The sequence below is a fragment of the Collinsella sp. TF12-2AT genome, from assembly GCF_003436735.1.
Lineage (GTDB): Bacteria > Actinomycetota > Coriobacteriia > Coriobacteriales > Coriobacteriaceae > Collinsella.
On sequence record NZ_QSQK01000002.1, the window covers coordinates 16,414 to 29,522 of the forward strand.

13 protein-coding genes are annotated in these 13,109 nt (G+C 59.4%); 8 read left to right on the forward strand and 5 right to left on the reverse strand.

All coding sequences use genetic code 11. The features are described 5' to 3' along the window. Nucleotides 1-391 precede the first annotated feature (391 nt). Both DXD24_RS01920 and DXD24_RS01925 read right to left on the reverse strand, forming a co-directional pair. A complete protein-coding gene (locus DXD24_RS01920) occupies nucleotides 392-1,471 on the reverse strand; it encodes a 6-phosphofructokinase (protein ID WP_117646007.1) in 1,080 nt (359 codons plus the stop codon). A gap of 140 nt (nucleotides 1,472-1,611) precedes the next feature. Continuing rightward, nucleotides 1,612-2,697 (reverse strand): carcinine hydrolase/isopenicillin-N N-acyltransferase family protein, encoded by a 1,086-nt coding sequence (locus DXD24_RS01925; protein ID WP_117646010.1) that lies wholly within the window; start codon nucleotides 2,695-2,697, stop codon nucleotides 1,612-1,614. Nucleotides 2,698-2,858: 161 nt separating this feature from the next. Between DXD24_RS01925 and DXD24_RS01930 the strand changes: the two genes are divergently transcribed. The 3 genes from DXD24_RS01930 to DXD24_RS01940 all read left to right on the forward strand — a co-directional run bounded on the left by DXD24_RS01930 (nucleotide 2,859) and on the right by DXD24_RS01940 (nucleotide 5,323). Continuing rightward, complete coding sequence (locus DXD24_RS01930; RefSeq protein WP_233502302.1) at nucleotides 2,859-4,244, forward strand: M18 family aminopeptidase; 1,386 nt, start codon at nucleotides 2,859-2,861, stop codon at nucleotides 4,242-4,244. A 214-nt stretch (nucleotides 4,245-4,458) separates the two neighbouring features. Beyond that, nucleotides 4,459-4,839: a translation repressor RelB gene (locus DXD24_RS01935; RefSeq protein ID WP_117584152.1), complete on the forward strand. Its 381-nt coding sequence runs from the start codon at nucleotides 4,459-4,461 to the stop codon at nucleotides 4,837-4,839. Continuing rightward, complete coding sequence (locus DXD24_RS01940; protein WP_117646012.1) at nucleotides 4,832-5,323, forward strand: PIN domain-containing protein; 492 nt, start codon at nucleotides 4,832-4,834, stop codon at nucleotides 5,321-5,323. Before DXD24_RS01935 ends, DXD24_RS01940 begins: the two co-directional genes overlap by 8 nt. A gap of 231 nt (nucleotides 5,324-5,554) precedes the next feature. On the opposite strand, the gene DXD24_RS01945 is transcribed toward DXD24_RS01940, so the two are convergent. The 3 genes from DXD24_RS01945 to DXD24_RS01955 form a co-directional block, all read right to left on the reverse strand. Next, nucleotides 5,555-6,490: a D-2-hydroxyacid dehydrogenase gene (locus DXD24_RS01945; protein WP_117563850.1), complete on the reverse strand. Its 936-nt coding sequence runs from the start codon at nucleotides 6,488-6,490 to the stop codon at nucleotides 5,555-5,557. A gap of 129 nt (nucleotides 6,491-6,619) precedes the next feature. After that, nucleotides 6,620-7,507, reverse strand: a complete 888-nt coding sequence (gene map / locus DXD24_RS01950; RefSeq protein ID WP_055286839.1) for a type I methionyl aminopeptidase — start codon at nucleotides 7,505-7,507, stop codon at nucleotides 6,620-6,622. Between the two features lie 160 nt (nucleotides 7,508-7,667). Then, nucleotides 7,668-8,444, reverse strand: a complete 777-nt coding sequence (locus tag DXD24_RS01955) for a radical SAM protein (RefSeq protein WP_117563849.1) — start codon at nucleotides 8,442-8,444, stop codon at nucleotides 7,668-7,670. 225 nt (nucleotides 8,445-8,669) lie between these two features. Here DXD24_RS01955 and DXD24_RS01960 point away from each other — a divergent pair, with 225 nt between their 5' ends. The 5 genes from DXD24_RS01960 (at nucleotide 8,670) to DXD24_RS01980 (ending at nucleotide 13,067) form a co-directional block, all read left to right on the forward strand. Further along, the gene (locus DXD24_RS01960; RefSeq protein WP_117563848.1) at nucleotides 8,670-9,467 is read left to right on the forward strand and encodes an alpha/beta fold hydrolase; all 798 of its coding nucleotides are present in this window, start codon (nucleotides 8,670-8,672) and stop codon (nucleotides 9,465-9,467) included. A 210-nt stretch (nucleotides 9,468-9,677) separates the two neighbouring features. Continuing rightward, nucleotides 9,678-11,558: a diguanylate cyclase gene (locus tag DXD24_RS01965; RefSeq protein WP_117646014.1), complete on the forward strand. Its 1,881-nt coding sequence runs from the start codon at nucleotides 9,678-9,680 to the stop codon at nucleotides 11,556-11,558. A 24-nt stretch (nucleotides 11,559-11,582) separates the two neighbouring features. Further along, entirely contained in the window at nucleotides 11,583-11,939 is a 357-nt protein-coding gene (locus tag DXD24_RS01970) for an Hpt domain-containing protein (RefSeq protein WP_199407877.1), read from the forward strand. A gap of 250 nt (nucleotides 11,940-12,189) precedes the next feature. Then, on the forward strand, nucleotides 12,190-12,729 hold the full coding sequence (locus DXD24_RS01975; protein WP_147324130.1) for a hypothetical protein: 540 nt from the start codon (nucleotides 12,190-12,192) through the stop codon (nucleotides 12,727-12,729). 8 nt (nucleotides 12,730-12,737) lie between these two features. Next, a complete protein-coding gene (locus tag DXD24_RS01980) occupies nucleotides 12,738-13,067 on the forward strand; it encodes a helix-turn-helix transcriptional regulator (RefSeq protein ID WP_117563845.1) in 330 nt (109 codons plus the stop codon). Nucleotides 13,068-13,109: the final 42 nt, after the last annotated feature.

Consider the following 13,109-nt stretch of genomic DNA (forward strand, 5'->3'; position numbering starts at 1 on the left):
ATGCCGAGAACAGCCGGTAGCGACCACCATTTCTAGTTAGAATCTGCCCCAACCCTACCGCAACTACCGGTAGCAACCCCTAGCGACCAGCCATTTTAGGACAAATGTCAGTGCAAGTAGCAGCCAAGAGCCCCCGCTCAGTAAGTTGCGGTGGAATAGTTTCTAGATTCAGCCATTTGCGGGCTAAGCGGGAACTATTTCACCGCAACTTAATTTCAGACCAGGCACCCGCAGCAAGAAGACGAATAGCCTCGGGGAGTATGTAAACGAAGGGCCCTCCGACCCCGCCCGACGATTTCGATTGGCGACCTTTGACGGAGTCAAGGGAGGAGCCAAATCGAAATACGTCGGGCGGGGTCGGAGGGCCCGATGGGATGGATTTCGGCCGAGGCTATTCGTCGCCGAAGCTGATGCCCAACGCCTTGGCCTCGCGTACCAGATCGCTCTGGGGGTCGACAAACTTGAGCTTGCCGGCGACCTCTTCGAGCGGCATGTGGCACATCTTGCCGTCACGCAGGGCAATCATGTAGCCAAACTCGCCGCGTAGGCAGCCAAGCGCTGCCTCGACGCCGCACTGGGTCGCAAAGATGCGGTCCTGGGCGTCGGGCTGACCGCCGCGCTGCGTGTGGCCGGGGATGGCGACGCGGGTCTCGCGGCCGGTCTTGGTCTCGATTTCCTTGGCGATGTCGTAGACAATCGACGGGCTCGTGCGTGCGGCGAGCTTCTTCTTGTACTCCTTCTTGGGCAGCGCCGCGTCCTCCTTAGAGATGGCGCCCTCGGCGACGGCTACGATCGTAAAGCGGCTGCCGGTCTCCATGCGATGCTCGATGGTCTTGATGACGTTATCCATGTCGTAGGGGATCTCGGGAATCAGGATGACGTCCGCGCCGCCCGCGACGCCGGCGTACAGCGGGATCCAGCCAACCTTGTGGCCCATGATCTCGATAACGAACACGCGCCCATGGCTCGAAGCGGTGGTGTGGATGTCGTCGATGCACTTGGTGGCGACGTCGATGGCGCTTGTAAAACCAAACGTCAGCTCGGTGCCCCAGGTGTCGTTATCGATGGTCTTGGGCAGGGCGATAACGTTGAGGCCCTCTTCGCGCAGGCGGTTGGCAGTCTTGGTGGAGCCGTTGCCGCCCAGCATAAACAGGCAGTCGAGCTGCAGCTTGTGATAGGTGTGGACCATCGCGGGCACCTTCTCGACGCCATCGGCCTCGGGAATGTCCAGACGCTTGAACGGTGTGCGGCTCGTGCCCAGGATGGTGCCGCCGCGGGTGAGGATGCCGCTAAAATCGGCGGGCGTCATGACACGGAACCTGCTGTAGATAAGGCCCTGGTAGCCGTCTTCAAAACCATAGATCTCGATAGGCTCTTCGCTATTGGTCATGAGCGTTTTGACGATGCCGCGCATGGTGGCGTTGAGCGCCTGGCAGTCGCCGCCACTGGTAAGAAGACCGATCCTGAGCATGATGAATCCTTCCGGGCAAGTTGTAACATGCGCATAAGTTTACCCCCGCACACTGTTGATGCGGAGGTAAAACGTGTTAGCTCAAATGTATAGAAATGCAAGCAACGTTAGGCGAGCGTAAGGACGACGGTGCCAGCTCCTTACAGCGCGAAGGCGTCGACGTCGCCCCAGTGGCGGCGCAGCGTGATGGCGGCGGCGGGTTCGGTATTGTCAAAGACGACCGACCACTGCGTGTTGCTGGTGATGTCTTCCGGATTGGGCTCTTGCGCCGCAGCGCGCAGGGCCTTCCAAGCGACTGCCTCATCTTGGGCGCCGGTATGGGCGTCGAGGACATCGGCGATAGCGATGGCGCGTTCCTTGCCATGGCCCAGCTCACCGTTCTTTTGGTTGGGAAGCACTTCGTCGCCATAGCAGGCGTAGAAGTTCGTAACCTGGCGTACAGGAGTTGCTTTGAAAGCGCGGTCCGGATCGCGCGGATCCCACTCCGCCACCCGCGCGTCACCGGTGGCGTCGTTGATAAAGAAGTGGTAGTCGCGTCCGGCCATGGCGTGCATGTCGTAGGCAGAAAGCAGGTCGACGGCCTCCTGCGTGGTGGCGGCGCGGTCGAGTACCAGGCGGATGGCGAGCGAGGTATTGATGACGGGGCGCTGCGTGTCCTGGTCACAGGGTTTGGAATCCAGGGTGAGCACGGCAATGGACACGCCACATTCGTTGACGCCGTCGAGTTGGGCAAACGGGCCCATCAAGGCCGCGGCGCGTCCGGCGACGGAGCCAAGTGGAGTGTTGGCGCCTAGGTTGTTAAGGGCGGCAAACCCGATGGAGGCATAGCCGCCGCGTGGGTGATTGCGCACCAGCAGCGCCGAGGTGTCGTCCTTAAAGTCGTAATTGCGACCGGTGCGAACACGGCCTTCGGCATCTACGGCGACAAAAGCGCTGCAGGCAAACTGGGGCGCCTGGACATGTGCCGGCACACCGGGCAACACCTGCGCCACCACAGCATCGATGTAGGCCTGATCGTCGCGCACATCGACGGCGATGATGCGTTCGAGGTCGTAGTCGTTAGCGATGTCGATTGCGTACAGGTCATAGCCATCCGCATAGTCGGTCAAGCGTTTGAGCGACGCGACGGACTTGATTTGCTTGCGATAAACGATACCGGTGGCAGCGGCAAGGCCGACGGCGGCTCCCGCGACACCGCAGGCGATAGCAATGTTACGTGGCTTCATGACGGCTCCTCTCGTCCTGTTAGCGCAATTGTCGCAAAAGGAGCGCGGGCATGATGGCTCAACTTGGTGAGCGGCGCGGAATTAAGCACGGAATGAAGAGTGCGTCGCTGGCGTGGCGGGGTATGCTGGAGGGGACCATCAACCCAGCGAAAGGGGAGAGCATGACGGATCAGGAAACGCCCGAGCGCGCGCATGTGACGGCTGACGATATCGAGGCTGCCAACGACCTTATCGACTTTATTGAGGCATGCCCCAGCATGTTCCATACGGCGGCGACCATTATGGCCGAGCTCGACGAGGCGGGCTTTACCTACCTGCCCGAGAACGCGGCATGGGACATCGAGCCGGGCGGGCGTTATTACACGCAGCGCAATACCTCGAGCGTTGTTGCCTTTAAGGTGGGCGAGGACCTGGCCGCGACGTGGGGCGAGGATGGCGTTGCCGGTGACTATCATTTTCAGCTTATGGCGTCGCACAGCGACTCGCCGACGTTTAAGGTTAAGGCTGTGCCCGAGCTCGACGGCGCGGGCGAGACACTGCGCCTGAACACCGAGGCCTACGGCGGCATGATCGACTACACCTGGTTCGACCGCCCGTTGGCGCTCGCGGGCCGCGTGTTGGTACGCGAGGGCGACCGTATTGAGAGCCGCCTGCTTGCCACCGAGCGCGAGGTCGCTATCATTCCGAGCCTTGCCATCCACATGAACCGCGGCGTGAACGAGGGCTTTGCTCCCAACCGAGCCGTCGACCTGTGCCCGCTCATCAGCGCCGGTGACCTTAAGCAGGGAGATTTTGACGCCCTGATCGCTGACGAACTGGACGTTGAGCCCGAGCAGATCCTGGGCCGCGATCTGTTCCTGGTCAATCGTCAGGATGCGCGCATTTGGGGCTGGGCCGACGAGTTCATCTCGACGCCCAAGCTCGACGACCTGGCCTGCGCCTACACCTCACTGCAGGCATTTTTGGGTGCCGAGAACGCGCACGACGTTTCGGTCTTCTGCTGCTTTGATAATGAGGAGGTTGGCTCCGAGACCAAGCAGGGCGCCATGTCGACGTTCTTGGCCGACGCGCTGCGCCGCATCAACGGATCGTTGGGCTTTGACGACGAGTCGTACCACCGCGCACTTGCCGCCTCGATGCTTGTAAGCTGCGACAATGCACATGCCGTGCACCCCAACCATGCCGAGAAGTGCGATGCCCGCAATCAGGTGGTACTCAACGGCGGCATCGTCATCAAGGAGGCCGCCAACCAGCACTACTGCACCGACGCCTTTAGCCGCGCGGTGTTCCAGGCCATTTGCGATGACGCCGACGTGCCCACGCAGGCCTTTGCCAACAAGAGCGATATGGCCGGCGGTTCTACCCTGGGCAATCTGTCCAATATGCAGGCGAGCATGCATGCCGTGGACGTGGGCCTGCCGCAGCTTGCCATGCACTCGAGCTACGAGACCGGCGGCGTGCGCGACGTGATGTACGCTATCCGCGCCCTCACCGCCTTCTACGAGCGCAACCTAACCATCAACGGCGCCGAAAGTGTGGAGCTCTAAAACCTGCCAAAAAGGGATGTTAATTTTGGCAGGTTTTATCTGGGCGAATGCAAAGGGTGAAACCGAACTGGATTGGTGATGCGTAGCCGCCGAGGTGCAGTGTGCCTCGGCGGCTTTTTGTGTACAGAGTACGGCTAATGCTTATAAATGCTATACATGCTTTACGTATCTACCATAGAGTTTTATGATAGTTTTGAAGTATTAAGGAGGGGTTATGACCACAACAGCCGCTCAGATCAACGTACGTCTCGATGCCGATCTTAAAAGGAGTGGGGACGCCGCTCTCTCCAAGGCCGGTATGACGCCGAGCCAAGCGGTGCGAGCGCTCTGGCAGCTTGCAGCGTCGCTGGCCGATCGCCCCGGTGCGCTCGAGGATATCCTGCTGCCCAGTCGTGCCCGGGCGGAACAGCGCGAGCGCGAAAAGGCCGCCAAACGTAAGCTCGAGCTCATGGATCAGGGGTCGAAGCTGTTCGCTGCCGCTTGCTGTGAGTCGGGAATCGATATGGTCAAGGCTCAGCCATCGGACGACGAAGAGCTCAAACGGAATGCCTATGCGGATCGCTATGGCGAGGAGATGAGCTGGCTCTATGAGTGAGACTCCAAAGCGCATCTTGGTTGACACCAACGTGTGGCTCGATTACTTCATTCCCTCACGACGTGGTCGTTCGGTGGCGATTGAGTTTTTACGCGATGCATGCACGGCGCAGGTTGATTTGCTGTACGCGGCGACATCGTCCAAAGACCTGTTCTATTTGATTTCAAGCGAACATAAGGCATGGTATCGGCGCGAGCATGGTTCGCTTTCCCAGTATGCCGCTACGGTAGCGACTTCGCTTGCATGGGATTGTCTTAGCGTGCTGTCGCAGCTTGCCACGCCAGTGCCCTGTGACCTGAGCGATATATGGATGGCGAGCAGGCAGCGTGAGCTCCATAGCGATTACGAAGACGATTTAATCATTGCGGCAGCGATACGCGCTCAAGCAGATCTACTGGTCACCAACGATGCCAAACTCCGTTCACACGCACCCGTCGCAGCAATGAGCGCAGAAGACGCAAAGAATTACTTAGCAACGCTCTAACAATTTGAAGACCCCACAGGTTGAGCAAAAGTCAGCGAGAGCCTGCCGTTTGAGCCAAGGTGCCGTGAAATGAAAAGGCGCTGACCTTCTGGTCGCGCCTTTGAAATTGAACGGCAGATTGGCCAAACGGCGGGCTCGCAGCGTCGACCGGTCCGCCGTTCGTTAGAACGGCGGAACCCATGGGGCTCGCAGCGTCGAGGGGTTCCGGCGTTTGGCAAAACGCCGGAACAATTAGTGCTCGATCCAGCAGCGCAGGGTCTCGCCGGCCTGCAGGTGACGCAGATTCTCCGCGGCGATGTCGACCACATTGTTGAGCGTAGCCTCCAAGTGGAACCAGCCCGAGACGTGCGGCGTGATGAGCATGTTGGGGGCATCCCACAACGGGCTTGTCTCAGGCAGCGGCTCGGGGTCGGTGACGTCGACCGCGGCGCCGGCGAGATGTCCCGACTCCAGGGCGGCAACCAGGTCGTCGGCAACCACAAGGTCGCCGCGGCCGCCGTTGGCAAAGAAGGTGCCCGGCTTCATCGCGGCAAAGAACTCGGCGTTCGCCAGGCAGCGGGTCTCGGGTGTGCTAGGCATAAAGGATGCGACGATGTCGGCCTCGGCCAGGCGCTCGGGTAGGGCGTCCATGCCGTCCATGTCCTCAAACACGATGGGGTAGACGAGCGGATGGCGCTTGATGCCGCGGACGTGTGCACCCATGCTGCGGCAGAGCGTGGCGAAGTGGCCGCCGATATCGCCCGCGCCCAGCACGAGCACATTGGCATTTTTGAGCGAAGTGACCGGCCCCAAATCCTCCCAGCGATGCTCGCGCTGCAAGTCGTGATAGCCAGGCAGACGCTTCATCATGGAAAGGACCATGGCAAACATGTGCTCGCTCACGGCCTGGCCGTAGGCGCCCACCGAGCAAGACAGTTTGGCGTCGGCTGGCACGGTGCCGGCGGCCAAGTAATCGTCATAGCCCGCGGTCTGTAGTTGCAGCAGCTGGAGGTGCTCGCATGCGGTAAGCAGGGCAGGGTCTATGTTGCCCAAGATCACGTCGGCGTTGACGACTTGTTCGCGCGTGATAGCGTCGGAGCTCGTGTAGATAAAGTCCTCGCCCGGAGCGCTCGACTCAAGAATTGCGCGATGGCGGTCGTTGACGGGCAGCAAAACCAGGATGTTCACAAGCAGTCCTCTCCGCTCAGCCTACCAAAAAGGGACAGGTTTATTTTGGCAGGTTTTATCGGGCAAAACGTTCAAATAAAACGCCGGATGCAAGACGAGCGTGCCCGTCAGCATCCGGCGCATCTACGGCTACCAGCTGAGCAGTTCGTAGCCGTCCTCGGTCACCACGAGCTGTACCTCGCACTGGGCCGAATCGCTGCCGTCCTTGGTGCGCACGCACCAACCATCGCCCTTGCTAATCTTGATGTCGGGCGCTCCGGCATTGACCATAGGCTCGATGGTAAAGACCATGCCCGGAGCCATGATGGTGTCCACATCGGGTGCCTCGGTGGTAAAGCCCACAAACGGGTCCTCGTGGAACTCCTTACCGATGCCGTGTCCGCCGTACTCGCGCACCACGCTAAAACCGGCGTCCTCGACCGTCTTTTGCACGGCCTCGGCCATGACGGAGAGCGGCAGCCATGGCTTGACGGCTGCCAGACCCGCCTCCACGCTGGCGCGGGTGACGTCGACCAGGCGCTGGCGCTCGGCCGAGACTTCGCCGATGCAGAACATACGGCTCGAGTCGCTAAAGTAGCCGTCTAGGATCGTGGAACAGTCCACGTTGATGATGTCGCCCTCGTGCAGCACGTCCGTATCGCAGGGAATGCCGTGGCAGACCACATCATTGATCGAGGTGCACACGCTCTTGGGGTAGCCCTCGTAGTTGAGGTCGGCCGGCGTGCCACCGTGCTCGACGGTGTAGTCGTAGATCATCTGGTCGATCTGGTTGGTGGTCATGCCTGCGGCGATATGCTCGCCCACATAATCGAGCACGCCCACGTTGATGGCTGCCGAGCGCTTGATGCCCTCGATATCGGCGGGAGTCTTGTAGAGCGTACGGGGCAGAACCTCCCAGCCCTCCTCCCACAGGCGCTCGAGGCGCTCGTCGAAGGCGCTATGGCATTTCTTATATTTCTTGCCGCTGCCGCACCAGCAAGCGTCGTTGCGGCCGGGCACGGGTCCTTTGTCATACATGGCTAACTTCCTTTCATCCGCAGCTAGTATAGCCCACCCACGTGTCCATAAAAGTTGCGGTGATATAGTTCCGATTTAAGCGGTTTAACAGCACAAATAGGAACTATATCACCGCAACTGATGGAGCGGGATGGCTGACACTAGCTGCTGCGTGGTTTTGCTAGTAGCTCACCTGGCAGGGGATGCCGAGGGCTTGGACGCGCGCGGCGATGGCGTCGAGCACCTCGGGCGCTGCTTTGGCAAGGCCGGCGACCGGCGTCTCGCGTGCCACCGTGTAGATGGTCGTTTCCTGCGGACGAATGCGCTCGAGCGCCGCGAGCCAGGGGGCAACGTACTCCTCGCCGGTGTTATCGAGAGACTTGCTCCGGTACTCACCGCTCAAAAACATCGTCTGGATAATGACGTGACCGTCAAAGCTTGCGAACGTCTCGATCTGGTGCTCGACGTCATAGGGGCCAACGGGCTGGTCGAGCAGCTGGATAAACGCCGGGTCGACGGTATCGAGCTTAAGAATGTTGTCGTCGACCATCATGAGCGCGTCGTGCACCTCGGGGCGGTCGGCGCGCGTGCCGTTGGAGAGCACGGCGATCTTGGAGTTTGGGGCAAGCTCGTCGCGCAGCGCGACGGCGCCGGCAATGGCCTGCGGAAACTCCGGTGCGGCGGTGGGCTCGCCGTTGCCTGCGAAGGTGATCACATCGGGGAGCTCGCCCTCGGCTGCCATCTCGCGCAGCTTTGCCTCGAGTGCATCGAGCACCACGGCAGCCGTGTTATACGGCTCGTGGCAGGGGCGCTCGGCGTTGAGGCCGTTTTCGCAGTAAATGCAGTCGAACGTGCAGATTTTGCCGCTGGCCGGCATCATGTTGACGCCGAGCGAGAGACCAAGGCGACGGCTGCGAACGGGTCCAAAGATGGGGCTGGCATTCAAAAATGTAGACATAGGCATATGCTCCTCAAGACTATTGCGCCTAAGCATAGCATCGGCTCCAAAGCGAGGTGCGGGCTCTTGCTTTACAAGTTTCGTTTTTTCACGTCGCTCATGATGCCGTGCCATGAAAAGCCTCGGGTCGGGTACAGTTAATCTGTTAACAAGTCGTAAGGCAATGCGGGACCATTCAGCCGTACTGACGTGCAATTGGATGGGCATTGATGATGGGGGCACAACATGGATTTTACGGTCGAGAATGCGGGCACCACGATTGCCTGTCGCGAATATGCCGGCCCGGATGTGTCGCCTGATACTCCTGCCTTGGTGTGCGTGCACGGCGCTTGTGTTGACGGCACATTTTTCGACGGCATCGCTTGTGAGCTCAGCCGCAACTACCGCGTAATTGCCTACGACCGCCGCGGCTGTGGTGGCAGCAGCGAAGCGGCAGACGGCAGCTATGATCTTGCCGCTCAGGCCGCCGACCTGCAGGCCGTGATCGAACACGTTGGCGCTCCGACAAATGTGCTTGCGCACAGCGCCGGTACGTTGGTGGCGCTGGAGCTTCTTCGCACTGAACCCCATCTCGTCGCCCGTGCGATTCTGCATGAGCCGGCTGTGTCGGCCGAAGGCGTCGGCATGGGCGCAGCTCCGGTTTTGCTCGATATGATTGCGGCTGGAAAGGTTTCAAGGGCGCTCCGGCTTTTCTTGGGAGCCCTCGGCGACTTGGACCCCGAGGCTCCTGGAACGACCGAGGCAGAAGCCAAGCATGCCCTGCGCAACGGCCGCAGTTTCATGGCAAACGAATACGGGATTACTATGACCTGCGTTCCCGATTGGGATAGCGTTCGCGCGTCGAAAACGGTGGCCGCCGTGCTCCTAGGCGAGCTCTCGATTGGCACGCCCCGCGAGGCTGGCACGCGAGCGGCTGCCGAATATCTCGATTGCCCTCTCGTGACGATCCCGGGCGCGCATAACGGTCTGCGCGATCGCCCGGCAGCGGCTGCCCGGGCTGTCCGTGGCATCCTGGGGCTCTAGCATCCGCAATAGCCAAAGCAGGCTTCATCCGCAAACGTTTCGGCCGTATTAACAAACGTGCTCAAAACCTCGCGTCTGCGGCTTCAATCGCGCCGTCTGCCAACTCATAAGAATGTGGCAGCATTCACGTACTTACCTGCATCGACAAGGTGTTACCCTTGTAACATTTGGAACCCACCGCTCCATGCGAAACTATCGAAAGGGCCCCATATGCTCAATACTCACGAGGTCAATCTAACCGACGAGGAGGCTGCCGTCGAGGTCGCCCGCGTCGCGAAGACCTACCCCGTGGTGCGTTTACTGTCGGCCGATCAGATTAAGAGTGAGCCTAACTGCTTGCTCGCCGGCGATCGCTGCCCTTGTCTGCGTCAGTCGAGTCTTGAGGCTTTGGCAGACTCCGATGAGGTGTCGGAGCAACTGCTCAATGATGGCACTGAGTACCGCGCCCGTCTACGCCCTCTGAAGGTCGAGGGCGAGCCTCACGTCTTGCTGATGGTGCGTCCGATTGATGAGCAAGAGGCCGCGGAAGAGGACCTTGTCTACACCGACGTGCTGACGAGCGTGCGCAATCGCCGATATTACGAGGAAAAGCTTCGCAGCGCCCGCATGAATGCCGGCGTTGCGATGATCGACGTTGATGATTTTAGGGCCTTCAACGATACGTGTGGCCGTCATGCCGGCGACCTTGCGCTCGGTGCTGTGGCGACAGCCATACGCAGCGGAATCCGTTCGACTGACGAGCTTGTGCGCTATGGCTGCGACAAGTTTGTGGTTGTCATGCCCAATATTCCCTCCGATGACTTCACCCGTCGCCTGCATCAGGTGTCCGATGCCGTTCATTCCACGATTATTCCGGGCCATGAGTACGTGAGCTTGACGGCATGTGTTGGTGGCGTTCGCATTCATGGCGAGACGGTCGATGAGGGCGTTGGCCGCGCTGCTCAGTTACTGAGCCGCGCTAAGGCAAAAGCCGGTACGGTCGTGACCGATGCCGATTCCATCGAGGCCTTCCAAAGCGAAAAGCCTTTGGTGCTTATCGCCGATGACTCCGAGATGAACCGAGCCATTCTCAGCGAGATGCTCAAGGACGAGCATTGCATCCTCGAGGCCGATAACGGTCGTGTGGCGCTCGACATGGTCGACCGCTATGGCGATGAGTTGTCGCTCGTGCTGCTGGACATTGTGATGCCGGGCATAAGCGGCTTTGAGGTGCTGGCCGATCTGTCGCGCCGATCGGGTATCGATAATCTGCCTGTCATCATGATTTCGAGCGAAGATTCCGATGATGCGGTTCTGCGCGCGTACGAGCTGGGCGCCTCAGACTATATCAACCGCCCGTTTGACTCCCGTGTCGTGCGCCGCCGCGTAAGCAACACCATCCGCCTGTACGCCAAACAGCGCCGCCTGACGAACCTGCTGTCCCAACAGTACAACGAGCGCGTCAAGAACAGTCGCATGCTCATCGACATCATGGCCGGCGTCATGGAGCTTCGCAACGGCGAGAGCGGTAGGCACGTTACGAACATCGAAAAGCTGACCGAGCTGCTGCTTGGCTATCTGGTCCAGCGTAGCGGCACGATCTCCCTCGACAATGAGGAACGCTCCACGATCGCCCTGGCTTCGGCGCTGCACGATATCGGCAAGATGTCGATTGACGATGCGATCCTCAACAAGCCCGGGCGCCTCACGCCCGAGGAATTCGAGATTATGAAGACGCATACCACGATTGGCGCCAACATGCTGCTCGAGCTGGGCAGCCATCACGCCGGCAATGCGCTTATGGAATATGCGTACCAGATTGCGCGTTGGCATCACGAGCGCTGGGACGGCAAGGGTTATCCCGATGGCCTTAAGGGCGACGAAATTCCCATCGCCGCGCAGGTGGTTTCGGTGGCTGACGTGTACGATGCACTGACGAGCGTGCGCGTGTACAAGGACGCTATCCCGCACGAGGAGGCGATCCAGATGATCCTGGACGGTAAGTGCGGCACCTTTAACCCGCTGCTGCTCGATTGCCTGCTCGAGGTGCAAGACCAAATTGCCGAGACGTTGGCACGCCCCGCCGACGTCGTCGCGTTTCCCACGATTTAGTTTGACCAAAGGAGTTTTTAATCCATGATTTCCATGCGTGAGGCGTATGAGAAGATCGGCGCTAATTATGACGACGCGTGCGCTCGGCTGATGGGCGGGGAAATGCTTGCCCGCTTTGCCCTCAAGTTTTTGGATGACGAGAGCATGGGCAAGCTGGAGGCCGCCATGGCGGCAGGAGACGCCGAAGGTGCGTTTATGGCAGCGCACACGCTCAAGGGCGTGAGCCAGAACCTGGGATTCGATAATCTGTACGAGCCGGCGGTTGTGGTGACCGAAGCGCTGCGCGGCGCCGATGCCGTTGACGGCGCTCGCGAGGGAATGCATGCGCTGCAGCAGCAATATGCGGCAACGATGTCGGCCTTGCGCGAGGCGGCCGAGTAAGAGGCTGTGAGCCTTGATGACTATGAGCGTGGATAATCTCCCGTTTTAGGCCCGGTGGCGGCCTCAAAGTGGGAGATTATCCACTCTCGTTCGATACGTGTCCAAAATCCACTCTCACCCCTTCTGATTAGTGAATGGGCTATGCGCACTGGCGGGGCTTTCCGCATGCAATCCATATCGTTGTTCGATAAACTGTTCGAATAACGATAGAGTCGATGAGGGTGAGTGTATGTCCAACAGCGTTCAGCGTATGGCCAAGGCGGGCGAAAATATCAGGAAGCTTGGTTTTTGCATGGCAACCGTTTTTGCAGGGATGCTCATCGCTTTTGCCGCGTTGGTTGTTTACGTGATCTGGTATGCGGTTGCAAACGTTGTTTCTGTCGATTCTTTCGGTGTCGTGACGCTTCTCGATGGCGGGAGCATCGTTATCCCAAGCGGGCTGTGCCTGGCACTCGTCGTGGGCGTTTCGCTTGTCGTTTTGTGCGGAATCAGCCATAACATCTCTCGGGGCGTCTCGCCCTTTACCAAGGCGCATGTGCGGCTTATCCGTGTTCTCGCGCTTGCCTTTGCTGTTAACGCCGTGGTTTCGTTTGTTGGTGCCTATGAATCGGTCAATCTCACCATTGGCGGACTGGAGCTTTACATCGTGCCTCATTCCTTCGTTATTGAGATTTGCCAAGGCGCTACCTTTGATGCGGGGTCGGTTATCGGCGCAGTTGTCTGTCTGTTTATCTCGGCGATCTGGAGTTATGCCTCGCTGCTCCAAGAGCAGTCTGACGAGCTTGTGTAGGAGGAAACATGAGCTATCTCATCATCGAGCTTGAGACGCAGCTGCTTAAGACCGGAAAGACCAGCGCTGATCTGATTCGGGCGACGGGGCATACTCCGGCTAATATTTCAAAGCTAAGAAACGGAAAAATAAAAGCTATTCGCCTTAAGACGCTTCTCGAAATCTGTGATGAGCTTGATTGTCAACCGGGAGATATTATTCAGCGCGTGAGCGAGAGGGAGCTTGAGGAGCTTATTGTCGAGCGCGCGAAAAATGCCGTTAGGCAGATGCGGGATGGCGGAGGCAATGAGGCATCGCTTCCGACATCAGTCTTCGCTGTCGATTTGAGCGACGAGTAGCTTAAGGCGAACAACTAAAACGAAATATCAGCGTGAAGGGAC